Source organism: Calditerrivibrio sp., assembly GCF_049968475.1.
Classification (GTDB): domain Bacteria; phylum Chrysiogenota; class Deferribacteres; order Deferribacterales; family Calditerrivibrionaceae; genus Calditerrivibrio; species Calditerrivibrio nitroreducens_A.
In genome coordinates this window covers 16,838-42,987 of the sequence record NZ_JBMFQS010000009.1, presented here as the reverse complement: position 1 = coordinate 42,987, position 26,150 = coordinate 16,838, and the positions used below count along the sequence as shown (strand labels likewise).

The 26,150-nt window shown below is 35.2% G+C and carries 26 protein-coding genes; 20 read left to right on the top strand and 6 right to left on the bottom strand.

Annotation, left to right across the window (positions count from 1 at the left end; genetic code table 11):
- Positions 1 to 33 precede the first annotated feature (33 nt).
- The 6 genes from ACP5Q2_RS08125 to ACP5Q2_RS08100 all read left to right on the top strand — a co-directional run bounded on the left by ACP5Q2_RS08125 (position 34) and on the right by ACP5Q2_RS08100 (position 7,119).
- Entirely contained in the window at positions 34 to 288 is a 255-nt protein-coding gene (locus ACP5Q2_RS08125) for a DUF167 domain-containing protein (RefSeq protein ID WP_424605792.1), read from the top strand.
- A 92-nt stretch (positions 289 to 380) separates the two neighbouring features.
- Entirely contained in the window at positions 381 to 1,349 is a 969-nt protein-coding gene (locus tag ACP5Q2_RS08120; RefSeq protein ID WP_428099036.1) for a PstS family phosphate ABC transporter substrate-binding protein, read from the top strand.
- 53 nt (positions 1,350 to 1,402) lie between these two features.
- On the top strand, positions 1,403 to 3,940 hold the full coding sequence (locus ACP5Q2_RS08115) for an ABC transporter permease subunit (RefSeq protein ID WP_428099033.1): 2,538 nt from the start codon (positions 1,403 to 1,405) through the stop codon (positions 3,938 to 3,940).
- Between the two features lie 10 nt (positions 3,941 to 3,950).
- On the top strand, positions 3,951 to 5,687 hold the full coding sequence (gene pstA, locus ACP5Q2_RS08110) for a phosphate ABC transporter permease PstA (RefSeq protein WP_428099030.1): 1,737 nt from the start codon (positions 3,951 to 3,953) through the stop codon (positions 5,685 to 5,687).
- Between the two features lie 10 nt (positions 5,688 to 5,697).
- Entirely contained in the window at positions 5,698 to 6,522 is an 825-nt protein-coding gene (gene pstB, locus ACP5Q2_RS08105; RefSeq protein ID WP_424605788.1) for a phosphate ABC transporter ATP-binding protein PstB, read from the top strand.
- 21 nt (positions 6,523 to 6,543) lie between these two features.
- Entirely contained in the window at positions 6,544 to 7,119 is a 576-nt protein-coding gene (locus ACP5Q2_RS08100; RefSeq protein WP_428099028.1) for a hypothetical protein, read from the top strand.
- Positions 7,120 to 7,389: 270 nt separating this feature from the next.
- On the opposite strand, the gene ACP5Q2_RS08095 is transcribed toward ACP5Q2_RS08100, so the two are convergent.
- Genes ACP5Q2_RS08095 through phoU form a run of 3 tightly spaced genes read right to left on the bottom strand, consistent with a single transcriptional unit; the run spans position 7,390 to position 10,411 of the window.
- Positions 7,390 to 9,066, bottom strand: coding sequence for an ATP-binding protein (locus tag ACP5Q2_RS08095; RefSeq protein ID WP_428099026.1), 1,677 nt, complete (start codon positions 9,064 to 9,066; stop codon positions 7,390 to 7,392).
- Positions 9,067 to 9,069: 3 nt separating this feature from the next.
- Positions 9,070 to 9,738, bottom strand: coding sequence for a response regulator (locus ACP5Q2_RS08090; RefSeq protein ID WP_424605785.1), 669 nt, complete (start codon positions 9,736 to 9,738; stop codon positions 9,070 to 9,072).
- A complete protein-coding gene (gene phoU / locus ACP5Q2_RS08085) occupies positions 9,731 to 10,411 on the bottom strand; it encodes a phosphate signaling complex protein PhoU (RefSeq protein ID WP_424605784.1) in 681 nt (226 codons plus the stop codon). The genes ACP5Q2_RS08090 and phoU overlap by 8 nt, the downstream gene beginning before the upstream one ends.
- A 171-nt stretch (positions 10,412 to 10,582) precedes the next feature.
- On the opposite strand from phoU, the gene ACP5Q2_RS08080 reads away from it, so the two are divergent.
- The 12 genes from ACP5Q2_RS08080 to ACP5Q2_RS08025 are packed head-to-tail and all read left to right on the top strand — an operon-like array spanning position 10,583 to position 22,195.
- Complete coding sequence (locus ACP5Q2_RS08080) at positions 10,583 to 11,212, top strand: site-2 protease family protein (protein ID WP_424605783.1); 630 nt, start codon at positions 10,583 to 10,585, stop codon at positions 11,210 to 11,212.
- Between the two features lie 7 nt (positions 11,213 to 11,219).
- Positions 11,220 to 12,200, top strand: coding sequence for a tryptophan--tRNA ligase (gene trpS / locus ACP5Q2_RS08075; protein WP_424605782.1), 981 nt, complete (start codon positions 11,220 to 11,222; stop codon positions 12,198 to 12,200).
- 1 nt (position 12,201) lies between these two features.
- Positions 12,202 to 12,903, top strand: a complete 702-nt coding sequence (locus ACP5Q2_RS08070; protein ID WP_424605781.1) for a segregation and condensation protein A — start codon at positions 12,202 to 12,204, stop codon at positions 12,901 to 12,903.
- Positions 12,896 to 13,408: an SMC-Scp complex subunit ScpB gene (gene scpB / locus ACP5Q2_RS08065; protein WP_424605780.1), complete on the top strand. Its 513-nt coding sequence runs from the start codon at positions 12,896 to 12,898 to the stop codon at positions 13,406 to 13,408. Before ACP5Q2_RS08070 ends, scpB begins: the two co-directional genes overlap by 8 nt.
- Positions 13,409 to 13,459: 51 nt before the next feature.
- The gene (locus tag ACP5Q2_RS08060; protein ID WP_428099020.1) at positions 13,460 to 14,161 is read left to right on the top strand and encodes a pseudouridine synthase; all 702 of its coding nucleotides are present in this window, start codon (positions 13,460 to 13,462) and stop codon (positions 14,159 to 14,161) included.
- Entirely contained in the window at positions 14,143 to 14,502 is a 360-nt protein-coding gene (gene queD, locus ACP5Q2_RS08055) for a 6-carboxytetrahydropterin synthase QueD (RefSeq protein WP_424605778.1), read from the top strand. The genes ACP5Q2_RS08060 and queD overlap by 19 nt, the downstream gene beginning before the upstream one ends.
- On the top strand, positions 14,477 to 15,190 hold the full coding sequence (locus tag ACP5Q2_RS08050) for a 7-carboxy-7-deazaguanine synthase QueE (RefSeq protein ID WP_428099017.1): 714 nt from the start codon (positions 14,477 to 14,479) through the stop codon (positions 15,188 to 15,190). The genes queD and ACP5Q2_RS08050 overlap by 26 nt, the downstream gene beginning before the upstream one ends.
- On the top strand, positions 15,187 to 17,382 hold the full coding sequence (locus ACP5Q2_RS08045) for a tetratricopeptide repeat protein (protein ID WP_428099015.1): 2,196 nt from the start codon (positions 15,187 to 15,189) through the stop codon (positions 17,380 to 17,382). Before ACP5Q2_RS08050 ends, ACP5Q2_RS08045 begins: the two co-directional genes overlap by 4 nt.
- Before the next feature lie 9 nt (positions 17,383 to 17,391).
- Complete coding sequence (locus ACP5Q2_RS08040) at positions 17,392 to 18,207, top strand: ExeA family protein (RefSeq protein WP_428099012.1); 816 nt, start codon at positions 17,392 to 17,394, stop codon at positions 18,205 to 18,207.
- The gene (locus ACP5Q2_RS08035) at positions 18,204 to 20,357 is read left to right on the top strand and encodes an ATP-binding protein (protein WP_428099009.1); all 2,154 of its coding nucleotides are present in this window, start codon (positions 18,204 to 18,206) and stop codon (positions 20,355 to 20,357) included. Before ACP5Q2_RS08040 ends, ACP5Q2_RS08035 begins: the two co-directional genes overlap by 4 nt.
- Complete coding sequence (locus ACP5Q2_RS08030; RefSeq protein WP_428099007.1) at positions 20,338 to 21,714, top strand: sigma-54-dependent transcriptional regulator; 1,377 nt, start codon at positions 20,338 to 20,340, stop codon at positions 21,712 to 21,714. The genes ACP5Q2_RS08035 and ACP5Q2_RS08030 overlap by 20 nt, the downstream gene beginning before the upstream one ends.
- On the top strand, positions 21,704 to 22,195 hold the full coding sequence (locus tag ACP5Q2_RS08025; RefSeq protein ID WP_428099004.1) for a hypothetical protein: 492 nt from the start codon (positions 21,704 to 21,706) through the stop codon (positions 22,193 to 22,195). The genes ACP5Q2_RS08030 and ACP5Q2_RS08025 overlap by 11 nt, the downstream gene beginning before the upstream one ends.
- A gap of 20 nt (positions 22,196 to 22,215) precedes the next feature.
- Here the strand turns inward: ACP5Q2_RS08025 and ACP5Q2_RS08020 are convergent, their stop codons facing one another.
- Complete coding sequence (locus ACP5Q2_RS08020; protein ID WP_424605771.1) at positions 22,216 to 22,554, bottom strand: cytochrome c3 family protein; 339 nt, start codon at positions 22,552 to 22,554, stop codon at positions 22,216 to 22,218.
- Positions 22,555 to 22,682: 128 nt separating this feature from the next.
- Between ACP5Q2_RS08020 and corA the strand changes: the two genes are divergently transcribed.
- Both corA and recO read left to right on the top strand, forming a co-directional pair.
- Positions 22,683 to 23,639, top strand: a complete 957-nt coding sequence (corA, locus tag ACP5Q2_RS08015; protein WP_428099002.1) for a magnesium/cobalt transporter CorA — start codon at positions 22,683 to 22,685, stop codon at positions 23,637 to 23,639.
- A 10-nt stretch (positions 23,640 to 23,649) separates the two neighbouring features.
- Positions 23,650 to 24,315 carry a DNA repair protein RecO gene (recO, locus tag ACP5Q2_RS08010; RefSeq protein WP_428098999.1) on the top strand — a complete coding sequence of 222 codons (666 nt, stop codon included), beginning with the start codon at positions 23,650 to 23,652 and terminating at the stop codon, positions 24,313 to 24,315.
- Here the strand turns inward: recO and ACP5Q2_RS08005 are convergent.
- On the bottom strand, positions 24,304 to 24,831 hold the full coding sequence (locus ACP5Q2_RS08005) for a hydrogenase maturation protease (protein ID WP_428098996.1): 528 nt from the start codon (positions 24,829 to 24,831) through the stop codon (positions 24,304 to 24,306). The two genes, recO and ACP5Q2_RS08005, sit on opposite strands and share 12 nt — an antisense overlap.
- Positions 24,735 to 26,147 (bottom strand): Ni/Fe hydrogenase subunit alpha, encoded by a 1,413-nt coding sequence (locus ACP5Q2_RS08000; protein ID WP_428098994.1) that lies wholly within the window; start codon positions 26,145 to 26,147, stop codon positions 24,735 to 24,737. Before ACP5Q2_RS08000 ends, ACP5Q2_RS08005 begins: the two co-directional genes overlap by 97 nt.
- Positions 26,148 to 26,150: the final 3 nt, after the last annotated feature.

Genomic DNA, 26,150 nt, shown 5'->3' with positions numbered 1-26,150 from the left:
TTATTAAAAAAAAAAGAGTTTTTTATCATGAAAATGAATATATACGTCCAGCCTGGTGCCAAAAAGACAGCCTATGATGGAGAGTTCAACGGGTGCATCAAGATAAAAATAAAATCACCCGCAACAGATGGTAAGGCTAATGAGGAGTTGATAAACTTTATTTCACAGTCTCTTGATGTCAGTAAAAAAGAGGTTATTATTATCTCAGGTGAAAAATCAAGGTATAAGATAATCGAAGTTCCAGGAAATTGCGATATGGAAGTCATAAAAGAAAAGTTGAAGAGTTGATTTGAACATTTTACAAAAATTTTAAAACTTTACGAACGTTTCATAACAAAACCCTCCTATTTTTGTGGTGACTAAAAAATGGAGGTTTTTCTATGAAAAAGCTTATATTGTCTATTGCAATAGTTTCTATTGCAGCCGTTAATCTCTTTGCATCAAGTATGGTTGATAGCAATCTCCCAAATTACAAGAAGGTGAAGGGGGTATCAGGTAACTTAAAAAGTGTTGGTTCAGATACGATGAACAATCTTATGACTCTGTGGGCAGAAAAGTTCATGAGCTACTATCCGAATGTAAAGATTGAGATTGAAGGGAAAGGCTCTTCCACTGCTCCAGCTGCTTTGATATCCGGGACTTCGCACTTTGGTCCGATGAGTAGGGAGATGAAAGCAAAAGAGATGGATGATTTTGAAAAGAAATATGGTTACAAGCCCACAGGGTTGAAAACAAGCATAGATATGCTTTCGGTGTATGTAAATAAGGATAATCCCATCCAATGTTTATCTCTTGAAGAGGTGGATGCTATCTTTTCCAAAACGAGAAAACGTGGATACCAAAAGGATATAGTTACCTGGGGGGATCTGGGGCTTACTGGTGAATGGGCAGATAAACCTATAAGCCTTTATGGTAGGAACTCTGCATCAGGAACATATGGCTATTTTAAGGAGCATGTGTTTAAAAATGGTGACTACAAGGATACTGTGAAAGAGCAGCCGGGCAGTTCTTCTGTGGTTCAGGGGGTTACAAGCGATAGGTATGCTATAGGATATAGCGGTATTGGTTATAAAACTGCCGGAGTAAAAGCTGTGGCTTTGTCTGAAAAAAAAGGTGGAAAATGTATAAATCCGGATGCCGCCCATGCGTACACCGGTGAATATCCATTAGCAAGATTTCTTTATATATATGTAAATTACAAGCCAGGTAGTAAACTTGATCCTCTAAGGGCGGAATTTTTGAGGCTGGTATTTAGTAAACAGGGGCAAGAAGTGGTTGTGAAAGATGGATATTTTCCTATCACAAACAAAGTTGCTGAGGCAGAGCTTGCGAAAGTTGGTTTAAAATAGAGTATCAGATTAATATGGGGGGTAACCCCCCATTTTTTGTAGACGGTGAATAAATGATGAAAAAGAATGTTCGTAAAAAATTAGCGGATAAAATTGCCAAATACCTTATAACAGTGGGTGGTATAGGAACGATACTGGCTGTTTTACTTGTATTTTTATTCCTTCTCTGGACAACTATCCCATTATTTAAATCTGGGGAGGTATCGCAGAATAGTTTGGCTAAATCAGAGCTGTCAGATGTCAGGCATGGTATTGTGGATGAATATGGACTGATAGCAGCTGTTTTTGATGGGGAAGCATTTGAGATAGTATCCCTTCCCACGGGTGATGTTATTGATAGGATGCCTCTTAAATTTAAATGGACATCTTTTGGTTACAATGAGAAGAGGAATAGCTATATCTTTGCCACCGAAGATGGTGGAATCCTGGAAGTAGACTTTGAGTTTAAAAAAGATAATATTAACCAGGGAGTTGCAGAAGGTAAGGCCAGATACAGTGTAACCGATGGCCGATTGATGGAAAAGATTGGAGATCAAGAAAATAGCTATTATGCAGGGATTAAAATTAAAGACCTGATAAAAGTTCAAGATGGTAAGAAAATCACAAATATAGATGAAATAAGGAACGATAATGACAATTTTGTAGCGTATTTGACGGATGATAAAGTTCTTCATTTAAATGAAGTGATAACTAAGGAAAATATTTTAACTGGTGAGATTTCAACACAGGTTAATGAATCAAATATAGATTTAAAAAAAGTTCTTAATGGTAGAAATCCCGATTATTTAAAAATAAATTCCAGCAAAACTACCGTAATGATATTTTTTAAAGATGGCGAATATATAAGTATTGATACAAAAATATTCGAATCTCCAAAGATATTGGAAAACAAAAAAATATTCTCTGATGGGAGAAAAATAACTTATCTGGATTTTCTTATCGGTAGAAATACAATATTGGTTGGTGATGATAAAGGGTACGTCACAGCCTGGTGGCCTATAGAAGATCAGCTGAATAAAAACAATCTGGTCTTTTCCCAAATCTATTCCTTCTACAGCGGGGATGATTCACCCGTCAGATTTATATCTCCATCTAAAAGGGATAAGTCTTTTGTTATTCTGAATGAAAAGGGTAGAGTGTCGATGTATCATATGACTTCGGGAAAGCATCTGGTGGATATAGTTAGTAATCTTACTAAACCTAAAATAGCACTTTTAAACCAGAAAAACAACAAGATCGCAATTTTTGGAAACAAAGGGGATAAAATAGAGACTTATGATCTTAAGATTCCTCATCCGGAGATAACCTTCAGGTCAGTATTTGGTAAAATACAATATGAGCTGACGAGCAAACCTGAATACGTATGGCAGTCCTCCAGTGGTAGTGATGATTTTGAACCGAAGTTTAGCCTTATACCGCTTATATTTGGAACGATAAAAGCCACTATTGTGGCGATGCTATTTGCTATACCAGTGGCGATTATGTCGGCTATTTATACGAGTGAATTTGCTTCAAAAAAAATCAGGAACTCTATAAAATCAACCATTGAAATTATGGCGTCTTTACCATCAGTTGTTTTAGGTTTTATAGCAGCTCTCATAGTTTCTCCTTTTGTGGAGAATGTGGTGCTGGCAACTATATTTTCGTTTATCATGATACCATTCTCACTTATATTTATGGGGCATTTGGTGCAATTATTGCCAAAAGAATTGCTGAATTCTATGGGTAAGTATAGAATCTGGATTATACTGCTGGTGGCTCTACCACTTGGATTGTATCTTGGTGTAATTATATCTTCTTTTGTGGAAAAACTATTATTTTATGGAGATTTTAAATACTGGCTTCACAATTACAACTATTCCCCGTTGGGTGGATGGGCTTTGATCTTACTTCCATTTGGTGTTGGTATTACCATATATCTCTATAGAAGATTTTTATATGAATTTTATGAGTCTCTGCTGGAGAATAAAAGCTATCATCAGGCCGGAGTATTCGAGCTTGTAAAGTTCTTCGTATTGACCATCTGTTCTGTTATAATAACCTTTTTTGTCGCATTTTTAATAACAAAAGCAGGAATAGATTTAAGATACGATCTTCCAATTATAGAATCGATCATGAATACCTACGTTCAAAGGAATGCTTTGATAGTTGGTTTTATTATGGGATTTGCCGTTATACCTATTATCTATACCGTATCTGAGGATGCACTAAATGCTGTTCCGGAGCATTTGAGGTCAGCTTCCCTGGCCGCAGGTGCTACTCAGTGGCAAACGGTGGTTAATATTATTCTTCCGGTTGCTATGAGTGGGATCTTTTCTGCAATTATGATTGGATTTGGTAGAGCCATTGGGGAAACCATGATAGTCCTTATGGCGGCTGGTAATACTCCCATAATTGATATGAATATCTTTTCCGGTTTCAGAACGTTATCGGCAAATATTGCGGTGGAACTGCCAGAAGCTGTCATAAATAGTACACATTATAGTGTTTTATACCTTGCAGCTTTAGTACTATTTCTGATGACTTTTATTATAAATACGTTTGCTGAGATGATTAGGATAAAGTACAGGAAAAAATCGAGTCAGTTATAAGAGGTATTGGATGAATAAGTTTGCCAGGAAAAATTTCAAGATATTTTTTAAGTCAAAAGGGGAGCCGATGTTGTGGTTGACCGGTGGGGGGCTCGTGATATCCCTTCTGATGATCACTTTATTGCTTCTGTTGGTTTTAAAAAATGGGATGGGGAATTATTGGCCGGGGGGAATAGTGTATTTTAAGCTCAAAAATGGCGAAGCTATTATGGGGGAGATCACTAAAACCGAATATTATAAATTACCAGATGATAAAATAAATACCCTGAACGATGAAGATAAAAAGAGAGTGCTTAAGAACAACGGCAAAGAAAAGCGTTTTCTTGTGAGGGTGGGTAATTTTGAGTTATCAAATAAACACTTTGAATGGGTAAGTTTACATGAAATATCCAAACAGGACTATCCTGCTGAGGCTATTGTGCTTGAGCGACTTGAATGGGGGAGATTTTATGGATTCCCAAAAGAATTTATAGTAGATGGAAGACCTGTTGCAAGTGATTTAAAAGGGATTTTAAAAAATTACGATAGATACCACAACGATGTTCGGAAACTCTGGAGGAAAAAAGTTTCTATTGAAAAGGGTGAAATTGGTAAGCTTAATCATAAGATAGAAAAAGAAAGATTAAAGCTCAAAGAGGCAAAACTTGAACTGGAGAAAGCATATCTCAGTAAGAACAATGAGAAAATAAATGAGGCTGAAAGGAGATATAAAAAGATATCATTAGAGTTTGAAGAGTTTAACAAATTGACTAAAAATGAGTACGACAAGCTTATGAATGAGATTAATAAGTTGAAAGCTAATTATGAAAAATATGGGATAAAATTCTTAACAGCGGATGGCAAAGAAAAAGAGGTAAAGTTGTATGAAATCGTAAGAGGGTATACGGCCAATACATTGAGTTTTGGCAACAAGATGGGGATATATTTAAACAGATGGATCGAATTTTTGACCGATGAGCCCAGAGAGGCGAATAGTGAGGGTGGGGTATTTCCGGCAATTTTTGGTACAGTGGTTATGACTGTACTGATGAGTTTGTTTGTGGTTCCGTTCGGTGTGGTGGCGGCAATCTATATGAAAGAGTATGCCAAGAGTGGAAAGATAATAAGTATCTTGAGGATTGCCATTAACAACCTTGCTGGAGTTCCGTCGATAGTTTATGGGGTTTTCGGATTAGGTTTTTTTGCATATACATTAGGAGCATCTATAGATCAGCTTTTTTATGCAGCAAAATTACCAAATCCAACATTTGGTACAGGTGGGATCTTATGGTCATCCCTCACATTGGCACTTTTGACCTTACCGGTTGTGATTGTGTCCACAGAAGAGGCGATTAATGCGGTCCCCAATTCTTTAAGGGAGGGGTCGTACGCTTGTGGAGCCACAAAATGGCAAACTGTAAGACATGTAGTGCTCCCAAGGGCTATGCCGGGCATCATGACAGGATTTATACTTGCTATGTCCAGAGGGGCTGGTGAAGTGGCTCCTTTGATGCTTGTGGGGGCGGTTAAGCTGGCACCTGAAATGCCGGTGGACTCGATATATCCATTTGTGCATCTGGAAAGAAGCTTTATGCACCTCGGATTTCATATTTATGATTTGGGATTTCAGAGCCAAAATAGTGATGCGGCTATACCTATGGTATATACCACAACTTTGTTGTTAATAGGTATCGTTGTTTTGCTAAATGTAGTGGCTATATACATAAGGAATAGATTGAGAAAAAAATTCATAGGAAGTGTTTTTTAAGGGAGAGATTATGACAGAGCTTTTGGAAGAATTAAAAAATAATGAAAAGAAAACGGTCTATGACCCATTGCTCAAAGATGAAAATATCATCATCGATATCAAAGATTTTAACCTGTACTATGGTAATAAACAGGCGTTATTTAAAATCAACATGCAGATTCCGAAGGGGAAAGTTACTGCTCTTATAGGTCCATCAGGATGTGGTAAATCCACTCTATTGCGATCTATAAACAGACTGAACGATTTGCTGGATTATGTGAGGGTGGAAGGGGACATACTGCTGGATGGTGAAAGTGTTTATGACAGGTCAGTGGATCTATCGGAATTGAGGAAAAAGATGGGGATGGTTGCCCAGAAACCTAATCCATTTCCGATGAGTATATATGACAACGTTGTCTATCCACTTAAGATAAACGGTGTGAAAAAGAAATCTATTCTGGATGAAGTTTGCGAACGTTCACTCTCATATGCCGGGTTGTGGGACGAGGTGAAAGATAGGCTGAAAGAGAATGCCTTTGGACTTTCAGGTGGTCAGCAGCAAAGGTTGTGCATTGCAAGGGCAATCGCTCCGGAGCCTGAAGTAATCCTGATGGACGAACCCTGCTCTGCATTGGATCCAATTGCCACTTATAAAATTGAGGAATTGATTCTATCCCTCAGAGAAAAATTCACTGTCGTCATTGTGACACATAACATGCAACAGGCGGCAAGGGTTAGTGATTTTACCGCTTTTATGTATATGGGATTTCTCGTCGAGTATGGAAACACGATAAATATTTTTAAGAAACCAAAAGTAAAAGATACAGAAGATTATATAACGGGAAGATTTGGTTAAAAATAAAAAGTGGAGGTAAAGATGAAAAAAATTATGGCATTGATAGCCTTAACATCTCTATTAGGGATTGGGTGTGTAACAAAAACAGAGCTTTCTATGAGTCATGACCAGAATTCCGACGACGAAATCGAAATGGTTCAGAGAGACTATTCAAAGTATGATTTCAGCAGACCAGGTTTTGTGACGAAAGTTGTGGATAACAGATTGTGGGTTTTTAAGGAAGGGGACAAGGAATATGACAAGTTTATAAAAGATGGTGAGTTGGCAAAGCATGTAACATTACCAGGTGCTGGGCCCCTTAAGGTGACTTTAAAGTCTCCAGATAGGGAAACTATCGACGAATATCTGAAAGCGTATGGTGATCTGGATGATGCGAAGCTGGATTTCTCAAAAATTAAGATTGATAAGCCAGGATTTGTGACTAAAATAGTTGATGGAAGGGTCTGGGTTTTCAAGGTGGGGGATAAACATTTAGAACAATTTGAAAAAGATGGTGAGTTGGCAAAGCATGTAACATTACCAGGTGCTGGCCCCGAAGGTATTACTCTAAAAGCTCCTGATAAAGCCACAATTGATGAGTATCTTGCCACGAAATAGATACCATTGTTATAATTCGATTCAGGTGGGGAAACCCACCTTTTTTATTATTCTACGTCGTATGTTAGAGCATCTATCTTACACCAGTTATTCGGTGATGTAGTTTCCAAAGATCTATATTAATTTTAGGAATACTTATCTACGATTATAAAAACCTGTTTGTTGTTAGTTTGGGATGAACTGAATATAACTATTTTTGTAATATCATTTGGATCTTACAAGCTCAACTCAAGGAAAATAATTACTTTAAATATATTCGATATCAGGAAGTTACTTTTCTATCAGCACCACTTTAAAGCAATTTCCGTTTTTGACATTTTTTAATAATTCCACATATCCGCCATACAGCTCTGCTGTGTGTTTTACTATGGATAGACCAAGACCTGTGCCGGAACTTTTCTTGTTTCTGGATTTAGAACTGGTGTAAAATCTTTCGAATATTTTATTTTTTTCATCATCGGGGATTATTGGACCTTCATCATCCACCGAAATTACTATTTTTTTATCAATTTTTTTAAGTCCTATTGTTACAGTGTTTCCGGCAGAGTAAACGATTGCATTATCTATTAGATTTTTTAAAATGGAAAGTAGATGCTCTTTGTATACTTTTAGATAGTCATCATCTATGAAGAATTCAAGTTTTTTAGAGCAGTCTTTGTAAATTTCCTGTAATTCCTGAAGTATTTCAGATGTGTGTGTACTTTTATCCACCAAAATGTTTCTATCCTGGCTTTCAAGGGAATGTAGTTGAATGATGTCATTTATTAGATTATCAAGCCTTACGGATGAGTCGTAAAGCTTTTTAGCAAATTTTTTTCTGGTTTCATCATCCAATTCGTCGTTGTTTAAAGTTTCTGAGTATCCCATAATTATAGATACAGGTGTTTTAAGTTCGTGACTTATGTTGGCAACGATCTCACTTTTAAAAGCGTGGTATCTCATTTGATCAGTGGAGTCATGAAATACCAATATCTTATATCTATCAAATGTCCTAAAAATGATTTCATAAAATCTGCCGTTGTATTTTGTGAAATGCTTACCATCGTTTTTAAGCTTGATATCATTGAAAATTTTTATAGATTCGTATGATCTTAAATCCTCAAATGGATTTGTAAATTTTACTCCTATTATATCAAAAACTTTATCATTTGCATATATGATTTCCCAATTTTGATCAAAAAGTATAACCCCATCAGTCAGGGAAGATAATATTAATTGCATTTTATTTCTTTCATCATTCAGGATCTGTTGTTTTGAAATCATATGTTTATAGAGGGAATAAAATAACCTGGAGATAGTGTCATCCGCCTGTTTGTAATCCTCAATATTTATCTTTTCATTTTTTTCCACCTTTTGCAACATATCGGTGAGGTTTTCCAGTGGAATTAAAAGTTTTCTTGAGAAGTAATAAGATATGGCAAGTATAGTAAATACAAGGAATGCAAAAATAATGAGTATATGATTCTTCAATATAGATAGATATTTATCTATCCCCTTATATGGGAATGATCCCCTTAATACGTAGCTGGAATCTATAAGCTTTGCCACGTAGAGATGTTTTACATTTACGGTGGCTGAAACTCTTAAATCAAACCCTATGTTATTGTTTAAAGCCTCTTTTACCTCTTTTCTGCCTGCATGATTTTCAACTGCTTTTAAATCGTCAAACCTGAGGAATGTGGAATCGTAAAATACTTTCCCATCTTTTGCTATTGCAGTTATCCTTATACCAAGATTTTCTGCAATGGACTTTAGTTGTATATTTGAGTAATTTAAATCATCTTTTTTATACATGCTATTAATCATATCAATGTATTTAAGAAGTGTCTCTTTTCTTTCCTCAAGGTAGTCGTCTGATAAAATTGTGCTTATGGCTATTAACCCTATTATCAATACTGATGAAATAGTGGAAAAAATTATGAGGAAATACTTAACAAACAGTTTCATAGCTTAATCCAGTACATATCCAACTTTAGGTAAGGATTTTATGAGGTTACCTTTGTCTTCAAGTTTTTTTCTCAAGGAGGATACATGTGAGTCTACGGTTCTGGTGAAAATATCTGCATCGTAACCCCATATGTTGCTTAAAAGCTGTGATCTTGAAAAAACTTTCTTAGGATGCTTTAAGAAGAAAACAAGTAATTCAAATTCTTTGTAGGTGAGCGTTATCTCTTTATTGTTCAGGAATACTTTGTATTTTTCTAAATCCACGATTATCCCTTTGTATTCTATGATATTCTCTGTTTTTTCCTGTTTTTTTCTTAGTAGTATCTTGATTTTTGCGACCAACACTTTCATGCTGAACGGCTTTGTAATGTAATCATCTGCACCAAGCTCAAGCCCCTCCACTATGTCTGATTCGCTACTTCTGGCGGATATTATTATCACAGGGATATGGGAAAATTTTGGGGATCTTTTCAATAATTGTAAAAGTTGTGTGCCTTTAAGTCCAGGCATCATTATGTCAAGTATTATGAGATCCGGAGTGATCTCCTCTATGAAGATCAACGCATCATTGGCATTTTCCGATTCTATGACGTCGTAGCCTGCTTTTGTCAGATTAAAAGCGATAAGCTCTCTTAAAGCATCCTCATCCTCCACTATCAGAATCTTATTCATTGCCGTTTTCACCTATTTCATTATAGTTCTTATGTCTTATATTTTCCCCTTTTGAAATAAAATAAACCATCTCTGCAATATTTGTGGCGTGGTCGGCTATCCTTTCAAGATTTTTTGAGATGAAAATCAACGATAGACATCCTTTTGTTTTTCTAAAATCTTCCACTATATATGTTAAAAGTTCCCTTAAAATTTGATTATTTAAATTATCTATAAAATCATCATCTTTTATTACTTTCAGAGCTACTTTATGATCTTTTGCAAAAAAACCGTTAATTGCTTCCTTTACCATCACAGATGAATAGTTTGCCATCTTTGGTAGATCTATGTAAGGCTTTATGGGAGGTATCTGATTTAGTTTTATCACCTCTTCTGCTATATCTACACAGTAATCACCGATTCTTTCCAGATCAACTATAATTCTTAAAGTGGTGACAATAAATCTTAAATCAATTGCTTTTGGTTCGTAAAGGGCAAGGGCGTTGAAGCATAATTCCTCTATTCTGTTGTCCAGTTGATCAACCTCTTCATCCATTCCGATGACATTTTCGGCTATTTCGTTTTCTCTTTCCACAAGAGATTCAATAACATCAGAAATCATGCATGTCACTTTGTCTGTCATTTCTGCAAGCAATACTTTAATCTCATTTATCAAGGTATCCAAAGGCTTCATAAATTACCTCTATCTTCATTTTTTAAGGTAGATATAATTTAATTGTAACACAAGTTTTATGTTTTTGTAATAAAATTGTAAAAAATGATTTATGGAAGGGGTATAAGATTAATTATAAGGCTGTTCATTTAACGTTTGACATATTTTTATATATTTGTTATTTTCCTTCTTATGTTTGATATAAATGTGATTTTAAAGCAGATTTCAGTAACTTTAGTGCCATTTTTCCTTGCTGTTACGGTACATGAGGTATCTCATGGGTATGCTGCTTATTTCCTGGGGGATAGGACAGCTAAGGATATGGGAAGACTTACATTAAACCCTTTTGCTCATATCGATATATTTGGATTGCTTTTCTTGTTGATCACTCAGCTTTTTGGATGGGCTAAACCTATTCCTGTGGATTTTTCAAAATTGAAAAATAGAAAATATGGCCCCGCAATAGTTGCTTTTGCTGGCCCTTTTTCAAACTTTGCACTTGCTATAGCTTCAGCTATTCTGTTAAAGGTTTTTGTAAATTTTCATCTTATTGAATATAACAGATTTATTTTAGAGCCAATTAGCTACATGCTTTTTTATTCCGTTCAAATTAATATAGTGTTGGGGATTTTTAATATGATCCCTATCCTTCCCCTTGATGGTGGCAGGATATTGCAGTCATTTTTGCCATACAGAATGGCATACAGTTTTGCCCAGACGGAGAGGTATGGTTTTATTATAATTTTGATCCTTGTTGTGACTGGTGCTGTAAGGTATGTTATATATCCAGTAATAGACTTTTTTATGAAGATATTGTTATGAGGTGTATATGGAAAAGGTTTTAAGCGGAATGCGCCCAACAGGTCGATTGCATATAGGACACTATTTTGGAGCATTGAAAAATTGGGTTAAGCTTCAGGATAGCTACGATTGCTATTATTTCATTGCTGATTGGCATGCACTTACCACAAACTTTGAGAATCCCGAAAATATAAAAGAGCTTAGAAGGGAGATGTTGCTGGATTGGCTATCTGTGGGGATAGACATAAATCGATCAACTCTTTTTATACAGTCAAAAAATATATACCATGCGGAGCTTTTTTTACTTCTAAGTATGATTACTCCGGTGGGTTGGCTGGAACGATGCCCCACATATAAAGAGCTTAAGTCGGAAATTACCGATAGGGATCTATCATGTTTGGGTTTTTTGGGGTATCCAGTGTTACAAACCGCAGATATCATAATGTACAGCGCAAAATATGTGCCTGTGGGGGTGGATCAACTGCCTCATATCGAGATTAGCCGTGAGATTGTCCGGAGATTTCATCATCTTTACGGATGTAATATATTTGTGGAGCCGGAAGGGCTTCTGACGGATGTGCCAAAGCTTCTGGGTCTGGACGGTAGGAAAATGAGCAAATCTTATGGTAATGCCATAATGCTTACCGATGATTTAAAAACAGTGGAATCTAATATTTTAAAGATGGTTACAGATACAAATAGAAAAAGAAGATCTGATCCGGGTGATCCTTCTGTATGCCCAGTTTTTGATTACCATAAAGTGTTTTCTTTAGAATCCGAAAGGGATGAGATTGTGGACGGTTGTAAAGGTGCCAGGATCGGTTGTATCGACTGTAAACGGATACTTATAAAGCATATAATAGAGTTTCTAGAGCCTATACAGTTAAAAAGAAAACAACTCGAAAAAGAGATAGACGATATTGATCAATATCTTAAAAACACTCAGGAAAAGGCTTGTATAGTTGCATCTAAAATGATGGAAAAGGTGAGGGAAGTGTTGAAAATCTAGCATGAAAGACCTTCTTGATATCAAGCTTTCCAATTTTGAAGGACCTTTAGATCTTTTACTTCATCTTATTTATAAAAATGAACTCGATCTGTACGATATCCCCATTTCATTAATAGCAGATCAATTTATCGAATCTATAAAGGGGATAGATGAAGTGGATATGGAAGCGGCGGCGGATTTCATCCAGATGGCATCATATCTGATATATTTGAAATCAAAGATGCTTTTACCCCATCAGGTTGCTCTGGACGAGGGTGTGGATCCGGAAGAGGAGAAGTTTCTGTTTACTCAGAGACTTATTGAATATTCCTTTTACAAAGATGTGGCAAATTATCTAAAAGAGAAAGAGTTTTTCAGCCAGAGATATATCGTGAGAAATAGCGAGATACATCTACCCATAGAAGGGTTAAAAGGGGATCTCTATAAGCTTGCTTCAAGCTTCTATAAGCTAATCGATAGGGAAAAAGAAAAGATTGTAACCATAAAGAAGGATACCATCGATCTGGAAGAAACTGTGGAAAATCTAAGAGAATTTTTCAAGGATGAAAAAGAGGTGTTCTGGGATAGATTGCTAAATATGTGTAATTCCAGAAGAGAAATGGTGGTATACTTTCTTGCTGTCCTCGAGCTTGTAAAACAGAAAATAGTGGATATATTCCAAAGTGATAATTTTGAAAATTTTTTGGTGAGGTATAATGGATAAGGAGAAACAGTTTTTCTACTCATCATTGTTTCTTTCAGGTAATGTAATAGGTTTGTCTTTTTACATAAAGACAATGGATCCCATTAATCTTGAAAATAGGCTTATTACCTATATGGAGCAGTTTAACGAATTGAATCTTGGTATCAAGATACGCAGGGTTGGGGAAGGTTTTCAGATGGTAAGCGATGATGAAATGTATGAAGAGCTTGTGAAATTTTTTGGAGATAGGTCTGAAACATTGAGTAAAGCTATGCTGGAAACCCTTGCCGTTATCGCATACAAACAGCCCATTACCCGGATGGAAATAGATGAAGTGCGGGGCGTAAACTCATCTTCCGCTGTCAAAGCACTTCTAGATAGGAACCTTATTCGTGTGGCTGGAAGAAAGGATGTGCCGGGGAAACCTCTGATGTACGTTACCACAAATTACTTTCTGGAGTATTTTGGTATTGTAGATCTTGCGGATTTGCCTACATTAAGAGAGTGGCAGGAGTTGAAAAATTAGTGCCAGGTATGTGGATGTTATAATTAGGCTTACATTGTAGAAGGGGTGAAAATGAGGCTAAATAGATTTATAGCGTTTAACAGTAATTACTCGAGGCGGGAAGCAGATGAGTTGATTTTTAACGGACATGTGACTGTGAATGGTAAGCCGGTTCTTGTGCCTGGATATGATGTGAAAGATGATGATAATGTATCTGTTTTAGGGAAAGTTATCGATAGAAGTGATTTTTTATATGTGAAATTTTATAAACCAAGGGGTTTTTTAACGTCATACGGTGATCCGTACGGTAGGAAGAATCTTAATGATTTTGAATTTTTTAAAAAGACTAAGTTGGCATATTCAGGGAGGCTTGATAATGACAGCGAGGGGTTAATATTTTTTTCAAATGATGGTAGAATCATCCATAGAATGCAAACCCCGAAATATGATGTGGAAAAGGAGTATATCGTATACACCAAAAGGCCTTTGGGGGATGAAGAAAAGCTGGCGATGGAAAATGGGCTTGAAATAGATGGGTATAGATTTAAGAAATGTAGTGTGGAAAAGATAGGGAGAAATAAGTATCGAGTAATCATAACAGAGGGTAAAAAAAGACAGATCAGAAATATGTTTAAACATTTTAATATAGAGGTGGAAAGACTTGTGCGCATAAGGATAGCAAATATTACCTTAGGTGAATTAAAGCCGGGGGATTTTAAATTTCTTACAAAAGATGAGATAAAGGGGTTAAAAGAATGTTTAAGGTTAGAGTAATTGATCACTTCTCCTCTGCTCATAATTTAAGAGGGTATGAAGGTAACTGTGAAAGGCTTCACGGACACAACTGGAAGGTTGAAGTGGAATTGATGGGAGATAGGTTGGATAATATTGGTATGCTTGTGGATTTTAAAGTCCTCAAAAAAAGTTTGAAAAAGATAATTGATGAACTTGATCACACCTATCTGAATGAACATCCCTATTTTAAAGATGTCAATCCCACAAGTGAAAATATGGCTAAATATATATTTTTGAGATTAAAAGAGGATTTTGGAACTTTTGTCTATAAAGTGGCTGTATGGGAAAGTCACAATGCCGTTGCAGAATACTTCGAGTGAAGGATTTATCAAAGAGGTCTTTACCTCCATTCAAGGGGAGGGGAAATATGTGGGGGCACTGCAGCTTTTTGTGAGATTGTCTGGATGTAGCATTGGTTGCAAAGGGTGTGATACAGATTATAGCTTTTCAGATAGCTTTGATTTAGATGGTATATCCGTTTTGTCAAACCCAATAACAGCTGAAAAACTTTCTTATATTATTTACGATCATATCAAGCCAAACTCAATACATTCCATATCGATCACCGGCGGTGAGCCACTTTTACAAAAAGATTTTTTAAAGGAATTAATTTTTTATTTAAAGGGGTATGGATATAGAATATTTCTGGAGACGTCAGGTTTTTTTATAGATAGGCTTAATGAGGTGGGGGATATGGTGGATATTATAAGTCTTGATTTCAAGTTAGGTGAGAGTTTTGGGGTGGAATTTTCTCTTGATGAAATTGGAAAGATTAAAGATGAGATAAAGGATAAAATTTATGTTAAAATAGTATTAAAAGATAGTTTCGATTTTGTGGTTGGCAGGAAGATATTGGATGGGTTAGCTCTGCTTGGTAAAACAGAATTTTACTTGCATTTTTTTGATAACTGTATTAAAATAAATAAAGTTATAATGAATTATTTTTACTCTAACGGTGTTGATGTTTTTTATGTCCCACAGCTTCATAAATTATTGGAGATTAAATGATAGGATTTTTCGGGAAGAAGGAAAGTTCATTAAAAGATATCAAAGAGCTTTTTATCAAAGGTCAGATAAAAAAGGCGATATCTCTATGTGAAGATTACACTAGGAAAAATCCTGAAGATTTTGATTCGAAGATACTTTTAACTGAGATGTATTATACCTCAGGTGATAAGAATAAAGCTATTAGTATGATTTTGGATGTTGTCAAAAAGTTAGAGGATGATAAGTTTTACGAAAAAGCTGCCGCTGTTTTAAGAAAAGGGATCAAATATTATCCGGATTACTATGATTTCTACAAGTATCTTGCAAAGATATTTGCAACAAAGGGATTAACTGCAGACCAGATAGGTATATTAAAAGAGCTTGCCGCTTCATATGAAAAAATTGGAGAGATGGATAAATTTTTCAGTACACTTCAAGAAATTTTTTCTATTGATAGATACAACTATGGCTTTATTAAGTATGTAATAGATAAGCTTATTTTTTATAAAAGGGATAAAGATATATGTAAATATTTGCAGGAATCTATTGAGCTTGCCAGACATAATAATGATGTTAAATTATTGGAAAGGCTTGTGGAGCTTGGAATCTCGAATAGATGCATTTTTGGTAAGACGATAAAATACACTGTAAGTTATTTCAAAAACAATCCTGATAAAATATCTATATTTATCAAAGAATCTGAAAACTATCTTCTAAATGAATTTGATGAAGAACTATTCAAAGAGTTAACAGCTATCCTGCCTTATGCTGAAAACAGGGAATTTTATAATGAATTGTTTGTGAAATATACAGATAGCTCTCTTTTTGAATTTTTGTTACCCTTTTTTATAAAGGAGAATGTCGATAAAATATCAATAATGTTTGATAAGATAAAAGATATCAGGGATAAGAATATAGATAGGAAATATGCTGAAATATTTAATAAATATTTAGATCAATTGCCTGTGTATAGATTTTATGACAACCTATTGTTGCTTGCCAAGCTTACAGATCATGATGAACTAAAATGTAAAATTGTAAGTGCTGCAGGTAAATTTGCAGATATGGTAGATGTTAAGCAGTCTTCAGTACTTAATCTTGATCTGCTTGAAAATGATCTTTCAAAGAAAGATGATAAAACTGTTTTTGACCTTCTGGAGCATAATTCTTACAAAAGCGATTTTTCTCTTGACACTCCCATTGAGGAAAATGAGATCAAAGTGGAACATAAGAGCATTTCAGAAAAAGATGATTTTGATATTGAGCTGGATTTATCAGAGTTTGAGGATAAAAAAGGTGAAGGGGATATCTCTTTTGATAAAAATGAGAAGGTGGCAGCTTCTAAGCTTGATGTTGTTGATATGTTTGAAATCGATCTTACCGAGCATACCGACAGCTTGACTGTAGACAAGGGAAATGTCGATTCTAGAATCTCAGATGAAAGCTTTGAGGATCTTTCATTAGATTTTTTTGGTGATACTCATCATAAAGAACCTGAGGATGATGTCATAAAAGTTGATTTTAGTCAGCAGATCAAGGAGATCAAAGAGTTTGTGCAAAAGGGGAGATATGAGTATGCAAAAATAAAGCTGGAAGAGCTTATTCTGTTAGATCCAGAAAATGATGAATTAAAAGATCTTGCCGTCAAAATATACTCTGTATCCTCATTCGATGAGTCAGAATTGAAGGATAGCCCGAGACCTGATATAATAAGCTTTGATAATGAGACTAAAAAGGTAATAAAAGCTATAAAAGATAGTATAGCAAAGAATGTAAGTCCAGATGACTATGAAATGCATTATGACCTTGCTCAAGCTTATATGGAGATGGACTTACTTGAAGAGGCTATAGATGAATTAAAGAAATCGGCATATGGTGATTTTAGATATAAAAGTTTAATTTTGATGGTTGAGTGTTACAAGAGACTCAAAAAATTTAATGAGGCGATTGACATTGTAAAGCTTATAATTCTTGATTTTGGTAAAAATAACGATGTCTTTAAAAATTCTTTATATGAGCTTGGATCTATTTACGAATTGATGGGGGACTATGCTGCTGCTAAGAGCCATTATGCAAAGCTTTATAGTATCGATCAAAATTTCAGAGATGTGAAGGATAAAATGGCAGATACGGATTTTGAAGCTAAACGGGATAAAGGCGATGATTCTTTACCAGTTGAACCGAAGAAAAAGAAAAAAATATCTTTTATGTAAGGTATGAAGATGCAAAATATAAAAGATTTTTTCGAAATTGAAGATTTACCTTTCACAAACACACCAGATTCAAAATACTTCTTCAAGTCCTCCAGCCATGAAGAAGCCTTAGTAAGATTAAAATATGCCGTGGAGAATAGGAAGGGGCTTGCCGTTATCAAGGGTAATATTGGTATGGGTAAGACATTATTGTCAAGGCTTTTTCTGGCTTCTTTAGATGAAAACGAATATGTATCAGCCCTTGTGGTGGTGGTTCATTCTGAAATAAATTCTGAGTGGTTTTTGAAAAGAGTAAGTCAGCAGTTGGGAGCGAGTGAAGCATCAAACGTTAAAACGGAGATAATAGCTTCAATCTACAGATCTCTTGAGAAATTAAACGAGAGCGGAAAAAAGGTTGTAATTATTATAGATGAAGCCCAGATGATTAAGGATAAGCAGGTTATGGAGGAGATCAGGGGGACTCTGAATTTTGAAGATGAGAAAGGTAAATTGATTACTTTTGTATTATTTGGTTTACCTTCGATTGAAGATACCCTTGCCCTTGATGAATCTTTGAAGCAGAGGGTTGCGGTTAAATATTCATTGGTTCCTTTAGATTTTGAGACGATGAAAAAGTATATAATTTTCAGATTGAAAGTTGCAGGTGCCGAAGTGAATTTTTTTACCGCTGATGCTTTTGAGGTTATTTTCAACTATTCAAAAGGGATTCCTCGTTTGATAAATACCATCTGTGATAATGCCATGTTTGAAGCATATCTTTTAAAACAGAAACAGATCAATGGGGGGATCGTATCTCAGGTGATAGATAACCTTGGTTTGAAATGATACCTTCAAAGCACAGCAAGAGACTTTTTATATATATATTCCTGTTTTTACTTCTCTTATTTTCCAATGTATCTGTCAGCAATCATCTTGTAAATAGTAATTTCCCCTGGTATTCCAATATTGCCATTTTCGTTATAATCAATTTAAATTTACTTCTGCTTTTAATTCTGTTTGTTGTTATTTTTAGGAATTTAGGTAAGCTTTTCCTTGAAAGAAAAAGCAGTATCTATGGTGCGAAATTAAAAACAAAGTTGGTCTTATTCGCTGCACTTTTATCTATTTTGCCTGTGGCTGTTGTTTTTTTGATATCAAATAGTATTATAAACAAAACAATAGATAAATGGTTTGACGCGCAGATAGAATTAGCTCTTAAAAGCTCTGTGGAATTGTATAAGGATTACCAGGTTCAGATAGAAAATGAAGTTGTACAGCAAGGTAAAATATTATCTCAGCTTATAACTTCAAAGGGTTATATTTACAATGAAAATTTTCCACAGCTAAAAAATTTTGCCAGGGAAGCGATTAGCTCAAAAAGAGTTGATGGTATATTGATATACAATGCCTTGAAAATAGTTGTTTTAAATGATGATACTTCCGACATCCTCTTTAAGAATATAGTTGACAAAGATATAGATCGAATATTGGCAAATAGTGAACCATTCAAAAAGGTTATTTCCAGTGAATATGAACAGGTGTATATCTCTGGCTATCCTCTTACTGTTAACAACAATGTGGTGGGGGCTATTTTTATATATAAAAAGATACCCTATAATCAGCTATATAAAGCATCGAAAATACTTGAATCCTATGATAACTATAAGCAGCTTAAGGTATTCTCCCAACCGATTAAGCATTCATATAAGATACTACTTTTTTTGATGACTATGCTTGTTTCTTTTGCTGGTATATGGGGAAGTATTGTATACGCCAGAAGTATAACAACACCTCTTGAAAAGCTTTTGTATGCATATAGAGAGGTGGAGAATGGTAATTTAAACATATCTCTTGAGAAAACCGGAGATGACGAGGTGGCAAAGCTTATAGAATCGTTTAATGAAATGGTGGTAAGGTTGAGGGAGCATACAGAGGAACTTAATGCAAAGAATAGAGTTCTTTCGGAAATGTTTGTACAGATCTCCAAAGATAATCAATACATCGATACAATTTTCAAAAATGTTGGAGCAGCCATATTCCTCTTTGATAAGAAGCTTAAGGCTTTGAAAATAAATCAGGCGGCAAAGATCTTTATTGACGAAAAGAATAGACTTAATGAAAAAATTGCCACACATATACGTGATTTTACCAGATCATCCCTAAATGAAAAGATTATTCAGGTGGAGATTAATATCGAAAACGAACTTAAAACATACAGTATAGGGATGACAAAACTTTTTGGAGATGAAAATCGTCTGGAGAATATTATTGTGGTTATCGATGATATCTCTGATGTGGTTTACATCCAGAGGGTTAATATATGGCGTGATATTGCCACAAGGATGGCGCATGAAATAAAAAACCCCCTTACTCCGATTAAATTAAATGCCGAAAGGATATATAAAAAATGTAGAGATCTGGAAGATGAGAAACTCAGGTCTATCATTTTAGAAGGGATGCAGACCATTATAAATGAGGTTAGTGAACTCCACAAACTGGTTACAGAATTTAACGATTTTGCCCGTTTACCTTCACTAAAAAAAGAGGTATTTTGCCTCTGTGAACTTATAAAATCTTTGATAAATATGTATAAAGATGCTCATCCTGAAGTGGTTTTTGCGATAAATTGTGAAGATAGTTTCAAAATAAATGCCGATAAATCTCAGATCAAAAGGGTATTGATAAATCTGATTACAAATGCTATACACGCCGTAAAGGGTAAGGGTCTCATAAGTATAAATGTGTCAGAATTTGAAACCTATTATGAAATAGTTGTGGCTGATAATGGCTACGGCATCCCTCAGGAAGAGCTTGGAAAAATTTTTCTGCCATATTATAGCAAGAAGCCCGATGGGACAGGTTTGGGACTTGCCATAGTGAAGAAAATCATTGATGAACATAATGGAAAAATATATGCTAACAGTGTTGAAGGTGAATGGACAAAAATTATTATAGAATTGCCAAAAGGTGAAGAGAATGAAAGTATTGATAATTGATGATGAAAAAAATATTTGCACATCTATAAAAAATATAGTGGAAGATGAAGGTTTTGAGGCTTTTTATGCCATGACCTATAGTGAAGGGCTGGATAAATTGAAGATATATGATGTTGATGTGACCTTTCTGGATATATGGCTACCTGACAAAGATGGGATGGATGGGCTGAAAGAGATTAAGAAGAGTTATCCCAATGTGGAAGTTATCATGATAAGTGGACATGGGAACATCGAAAATGCCGTTGATTCAGTGAAGCTTGGGGCATACGATTTCCTTGAAAAACCACTATCTCTTGAAAGAATTGTGGTAATATTAAAGCATTTAAATGAAAAGATAAGTCTAAAAAATGATATAAAAGAGCTTAAAAGCTCCGAAATCGCTAAGTATCAGCTGATAGGTGAGAGCAAATATATCAAAGATTTGAAAGCTACGATAGAAAAAGTAGCTGTTACAAATGCATGGGTACTTATTACAGGAGAGAATGGTACTGGTAAAGAGCATGTGGCAAGGCTTATACATCTTTTGAGTAAAAGGGCTAATCAAAAATTTATCCCTGTAAACTGTGCTGCAATTCCTTCTGAGCTGATTGAAAGTGAGCTTTTTGGATATGAAAAAGGGGCTTTTACCGGTGCTGTGGCTCAGAAGATAGGTAAATTTGAACTGGCTGATAAAGGTACTATTTTTCTGGATGAAATTGGGGATATGGATCTTTCCGTTCAGGCAAAATTGTTAAGGGTGCTTGAAAGTGGTGAATTTTCAAGGGTGGGGGGAAATGAGATTATAAAATCTGATTTTAGATTAATATCCGCCACAAATAGGGATCTTCAAACAGAGATTGAAAACAACAATTTCAGGGAAGATCTTTACTACAGAATTAGTGTTGTGCCGATTTATGTGGAGCCTTTGAGAAAAAGGAGGGAAGATATTCCGATACTTGTCAGACATTTTGTAAAAGAGATTTCGATTATGAACGGTCTCTCCCCAAAATCTGTATCGGATTCTCTGATGGAGGTTTTTATCAATTATGATTGGCCAGGTAATGTAAGACAACTCAAAAATATCATTGAGAGGATGGTGGTGTTGTCAAGTGGTGATACATTAGATGTGGTGGATGCTCCAGAGATGATTTTAAAAAAAGGATCCGTATATGATGGATTCTTTACCGATACTGAATGGTCGTTGAAGTCTGCCAAAGAGAATTTTGAGAAGTATTACATCCTGAATGTATTGAAAAAAACCGATTGGAATATTTCAAAAGCTGCAAGGATTCTTGAGATAGAGCGGACATATTTACACAAAAAAATAAAATTCTACAATCTTGAATCGCTCAGGGGGTACGAAGATAATGGTAAATAGACTTGAGATCACAGAGGATTTCCAGAAGCTTGTGGAAAGCTTGGATGTAAAGTATAAGGGGAGTAGTTTTAACCCGTTTAAATTTCATAAAGATGTTAATGGCACTCAGGTTCCAGTATATTTCATTGGTACTCCTGGCTTGTTTGTGGCAATCATGGCCACTATTATATCGGTGATATTGATGGGTATGGTAAAATTAAATGCATCGTTTTGGGTCTGGGTTGTGGTGTTGATAGTCTCAGCAATTTTATTAAGGGTTGCTCTTAAGATAGACAAAGCAAGACAGATAAGGTTTTTTTCCAATGATTTGCTCATAAGAAGCTACCGCCTCATGAAAAGGTATAATGAAGAAGTTTTAGATGACAGGGTGCTTATCGATATAAAGAATCATTTAGAGGAGTTTTCTAAATATATAAACGATAATGTGGTGGACAAACAGATGCTGATTGTGGAAAAACTTATAAATGAAAAGGGGGATTAACCCCCTTTATTTTTAATTGATTATTTGTGGCAGGTCGTACAGGATTTGCCAGCTTTTACCTGTTTTTTCTCATGGCATGGCCAGCAGAAATTTTTGTGTAGAGCGTTTGCAGTACCTTTTACTTCACCAACAACTAATTTTTTACCATCTGCGCCTTTAAGATCTTTGCCACCTTTTGCATCCATATGGCAGTCTGTACACTGGCTGTTTTTCTGGTGAATGGCATGTGGGAACATCACAGCTTTTTTAGTGGGGCTTTTGACATTGAAAGCCTTGGAAAGATCAATTGTTTCAGGGCCATTAGCAAAAGCTATAGCAGCAAAGGCAAGCAGTGAGAGAGCAACTAATAATTTTTTCATTTTATCCTCCTTCTTGTATACTAATTTTCCATTACTTGAATATATCAATGTGATATATTTGTCAATAACAATTGTTGTCGGTTGACAAAAAAGAGATAATACTTTATAAAATTTTTTTAGAGGTAAATATGGTAAAGATATACGCTTTTGTAAATTCTCACTTTAAAGTATTTAATTTAAGTGAAGATAACATTGATGATATCCCATCAAAGGATGAGTTGATATGGGTGGATATGTTTTCACCTTCTTCAGATGAGTTCAGGTTTCTTGAGAAATACTATGAAATTGAGTTCCCCACAAAGCAGGAGACGGAAGAGATCGAGATCAGTTCCAGATACTGGGAATCGGATAAGGATATTACCATAAATAGCTATTTCCTGGTGGTGGATGGTGATGCTGGACACAACGAGACGGTGACGTTTATATTGCAGGATAATTTTTTGGTTACGATAAGGTATAGAGAGCTTAAGACTTTTGGTGAATGTCTCAGAAAGATGATTGCAAATCCCAGTTCTTTTAAAGATGGATCATATATCATGTCGTCTATCTTTGAGGCAAGGATAGATCTTGATGCTGATATCCTTGAGAATCTATCAAGGAATGTTTCAAATTTGAGAAAAAAGCTTTTTGCAAATGATATAGCTGATGAAGATATACTTGAGTCTATTTATCACTACGAAAACCTCAACACAAACATAAGAGACAGTTTGATTGACAAACAGAGGATAATATCTTCACTTTTGAAATCAAGAAAGTTGTCTGACGTCATAAAAGATAATTTCAGAATCATGATAAAAGATGTCAATTCACTTATTGACTTCACAAGGTATAATTTTGACAGGCTGGACTACATTCAGAATATATTTTTAGGATTGCTGAATATTGAGCAAAACAAGGTTATTAAAATTTTTACAGTTGTGAATGTGATATTCCTACCACCCACTCTTGTGGCGAGTGTATATGGAATGAATTTTGAGTTTTTTCCGGAACTCCATTGGAGGTATGGATACCTTTTTGCGTGGTTTTTGATGATTGCTTCTGCGATACTACCTGTTTATATATTCAAAAAGAAAGGTTGGATGTAAATCTATCTGAATGAATTCAGAAGTAACCAAGGGGATAATCTACAGGGTTATAAAATATTCGGATAGATCTGCAATCTGCTTTGGTTATACAGAGCAAAGGGGAAGATTGAAGTTTTTTGTGTCCAATGCTTTTGGTAAGAATAGATCAATACAGAAGATACTTCCGGCTGAAATCAGATACGTTTATAAAGATAATACCGATCTCCACAAGATTACTGCAATTGAGTATCTGACTGAATATAGCTTTTTTCAGACTGAAACACCCCTTTACCTTAGACTCAATCTTATCTTTGAGATAATCGAAGATCTCTTTCCACTGGGGTCAAATCTGGATGAATTGTGGAGATATTTAATCAGTTTAAACAGAGAAAACTATATAAAAGGTGTATCGTATATACTTTTTTATATTCTTGAAACTTCTGGAATTATAAACAGGAGGGTGTGTATTTTCTGTGGTGCAGAAATGGAAAAATATTCTTTTATATGTGAAAGATGTGAGTATTTGAATGTTGATGGTGAATTAAAAAGATTTGTAAAAGCTCTGGAGGATAGAGGAAGCTTTAAAAAGTTTTTTATGAAGGATGATTCATATATTATTAATTTAATTTTTGACATATTGAAAAAACATCAGATATTCCCAAAGTCTCTCAAGCTGATAAAGGATCTAAACATTTGATACAATCTCAAAAACCTGTTTATTGATTATTGACATATAATTGTATAACTTTTCTGAGATATGATCCATAAAGCCCAAATTTTCCACCGTTATTGTTAAAAGAAAGATATCTACTTCGTTTTTTTGTTTGTTTAACAGGGAGAGTATATCAAAAAAATCTATGTTATGACTCGCATAAAAAGGGATTTTATCTTCTTTATGAAGTTTTTTCAGCTTTACAAGCCCATAATATTTGTTTATTTCCGCATCGATTATAATGGTTTTTTTGTATTTTATAATTATATCAATGTGCTCCGGCAATAACTGTGTGGCTTTTATGAAATCACAGTCTTCAATTTTACCTGATAGATTATCCACAATTAAGTGGGCTATGCCATCATCTGTCCTCAAGCTATTACCTATGGATATGACCAGTTTATCTATCTTCTTACCTCCTTTAATCTTTCCCCTTTGTTGTTTACTATTTCCACCATCATTGGCATTTTCCCCACAGCATGGGTGGAGCAGCTCAAACAAGGGTCATAACATCTTATAACCGCTTCGACTCTATTTAGGAAACCTTCTTTTATATCATCACCCTTCACAAATCTTTTTGCAGCCTGCAGTATCCCCTTATTCATGGCAAGATTATTATGTCCAGTGGCAATTATGAGGTTTGCCCATTGTACTATACCGTTTCTATCAACTTTATAATGGTGTATTAATGTACCCCTTGGGGCCTCCGATACCCCCACCCCCTCTTCAAAATTTACCCCGGCATTGGCTTTTGTATGTCTATCAAAGGTAGCGTCGTCATTTAGAAGCTCAATGATCTTTTCGGCGCAGAATATGATCTCCACAAGTCTTGCATAATGGTTTAAAAATGCTGCATTTGAAATTCTGCCTGCAACTTCCCTGTAGATTGATAATTCCCTATCTGCCACCTCAGCTCCACAACTTTCAGCAATATTTAACCTTGAAAGGGGTCCCACCCTGTATATCCCATCAGGGTAACCTTTTATTTTTAAATAAGGTGATTTTAGATAGCTAAATCCCTCCACCCTTTCGGAAATATAATTATTATATTCCTCAGGTTTGAATTTCAATTCTATTCTTCCTTCTGGATCTATTATGTAGATATCTCCATCGTAATACTCAATTTTTCCATCTTTTGATAGGGCCATATGGTATGTGGGGATATGTGAAAAATATCGAATCTCTTCTTCAAATGCTGGTAGAACTGATCTAAAAGTATCTATAGTGTAAAGTGCTTTGTCTATACAAAGCCTGGCATTTTCGTTTATCTCATCTTTTATGGATTCTTCCACCGGTGATTCAACTCCCCCCGGGACTATGTAGTCAGGGTGTATCCTTTTTCTTCCTAATTTTTCGATGAGCATCTGACCAAACTTTCTCAAAAAAATCCCATTTTCGATGAAGTCTTTTTTTCTGTTTAAAACTCCGACGATATTTCTTTCTTCTATTGGGGCATCCATACCTAAAAGTAGATCTGGGCTTGATAGATAAAAGAAACTTAAGGCATGGGATTGGAGAATCTGTGCGTAGTTTATGATCTTTCTTATATTCACACCAGCAATGGGTACCTTTACACCCATTATTTCATCACACGCTTTTGAAGCGGCAATAAGGTGACTAACCGGACAAATTCCGCAGGTGCGTGCCATAAGTCTTGGCATCTCTGTAAACGGTCTACCTTCGCAAAGCTTTTCAAACCCCCTATATTGGGTTACATGAAATCTTGCATCACTTACTTCACCAGAATCATCCAGATATATGCTTATTTTTGCATGCCCTTCAATTCTTGTTACTGGATCTATGGTTATCTTCTTCATATT

What these genes read in the sequence shown, in the direction of transcription:
- ACP5Q2_RS08035 (WP_428099009.1), top strand. Translation starts at nt 18,204, where the DNA reads ATGATACCTTCAAAGCACAGCAAGAGACTTTTTATATATATATTCCTG.
- ACP5Q2_RS08100 (WP_428099028.1), top strand. Translation starts at nt 6,544, where the DNA reads ATGAAAAAAATTATGGCATTGATAGCCTTAACATCTCTATTAGGGATT.
- recO (WP_428098999.1), top strand. Translation starts at nt 23,650, where the DNA reads ATGAATTCAGAAGTAACCAAGGGGATAATCTACAGGGTTATAAAATAT.
- corA (WP_428099002.1), top strand. Translation starts at nt 22,683, where the DNA reads ATGGTAAAGATATACGCTTTTGTAAATTCTCACTTTAAAGTATTTAAT.
- pstA (WP_428099030.1), top strand. Translation starts at nt 3,951, where the DNA reads ATGAATAAGTTTGCCAGGAAAAATTTCAAGATATTTTTTAAGTCAAAA.
- scpB (WP_424605780.1), top strand. Translation starts at nt 12,896, where the DNA reads ATGGATAAGGAGAAACAGTTTTTCTACTCATCATTGTTTCTTTCAGGT.
- ACP5Q2_RS08025 (WP_428099004.1), top strand. Translation starts at nt 21,704, where the DNA reads ATGGTAAATAGACTTGAGATCACAGAGGATTTCCAGAAGCTTGTGGAA.
- ACP5Q2_RS08120 (WP_428099036.1), top strand. Translation starts at nt 381, where the DNA reads ATGAAAAAGCTTATATTGTCTATTGCAATAGTTTCTATTGCAGCCGTT.
- ACP5Q2_RS08045 (WP_428099015.1), top strand. Translation starts at nt 15,187, where the DNA reads ATGATAGGATTTTTCGGGAAGAAGGAAAGTTCATTAAAAGATATCAAA.
- ACP5Q2_RS08050 (WP_428099017.1), top strand. Translation starts at nt 14,477, where the DNA reads ATGCCGTTGCAGAATACTTCGAGTGAAGGATTTATCAAAGAGGTCTTT.
- queD (WP_424605778.1), top strand. Translation starts at nt 14,143, where the DNA reads ATGTTTAAGGTTAGAGTAATTGATCACTTCTCCTCTGCTCATAATTTA.
- ACP5Q2_RS08095 (WP_428099026.1), bottom strand. Translation starts at nt 9,066, where the DNA reads ATGAAACTGTTTGTTAAGTATTTCCTCATAATTTTTTCCACTATTTCA.
- ACP5Q2_RS08115 (WP_428099033.1), top strand. Translation starts at nt 1,403, where the DNA reads ATGATGAAAAAGAATGTTCGTAAAAAATTAGCGGATAAAATTGCCAAA.
- ACP5Q2_RS08000 (WP_428098994.1), bottom strand. Translation starts at nt 26,147, where the DNA reads ATGAAGAAGATAACCATAGATCCAGTAACAAGAATTGAAGGGCATGCA.
- ACP5Q2_RS08090 (WP_424605785.1), bottom strand. Translation starts at nt 9,738, where the DNA reads ATGAATAAGATTCTGATAGTGGAGGATGAGGATGCTTTAAGAGAGCTT.
- trpS (WP_424605782.1), top strand. Translation starts at nt 11,220, where the DNA reads ATGGAAAAGGTTTTAAGCGGAATGCGCCCAACAGGTCGATTGCATATA.
- ACP5Q2_RS08070 (WP_424605781.1), top strand. Translation starts at nt 12,202, where the DNA reads ATGAAAGACCTTCTTGATATCAAGCTTTCCAATTTTGAAGGACCTTTA.
- pstB (WP_424605788.1), top strand. Translation starts at nt 5,698, where the DNA reads ATGACAGAGCTTTTGGAAGAATTAAAAAATAATGAAAAGAAAACGGTC.
- ACP5Q2_RS08030 (WP_428099007.1), top strand. Translation starts at nt 20,338, where the DNA reads ATGAAAGTATTGATAATTGATGATGAAAAAAATATTTGCACATCTATA.
- ACP5Q2_RS08125 (WP_424605792.1), top strand. Translation starts at nt 34, where the DNA reads ATGAATATATACGTCCAGCCTGGTGCCAAAAAGACAGCCTATGATGGA.
- ACP5Q2_RS08080 (WP_424605783.1), top strand. Translation starts at nt 10,583, where the DNA reads ATGTTTGATATAAATGTGATTTTAAAGCAGATTTCAGTAACTTTAGTG.
- ACP5Q2_RS08060 (WP_428099020.1), top strand. Translation starts at nt 13,460, where the DNA reads ATGAGGCTAAATAGATTTATAGCGTTTAACAGTAATTACTCGAGGCGG.
- phoU (WP_424605784.1), bottom strand. Translation starts at nt 10,411, where the DNA reads ATGAAGCCTTTGGATACCTTGATAAATGAGATTAAAGTATTGCTTGCA.
- ACP5Q2_RS08040 (WP_428099012.1), top strand. Translation starts at nt 17,392, where the DNA reads ATGCAAAATATAAAAGATTTTTTCGAAATTGAAGATTTACCTTTCACA.
- ACP5Q2_RS08020 (WP_424605771.1), bottom strand. Translation starts at nt 22,554, where the DNA reads ATGAAAAAATTATTAGTTGCTCTCTCACTGCTTGCCTTTGCTGCTATA.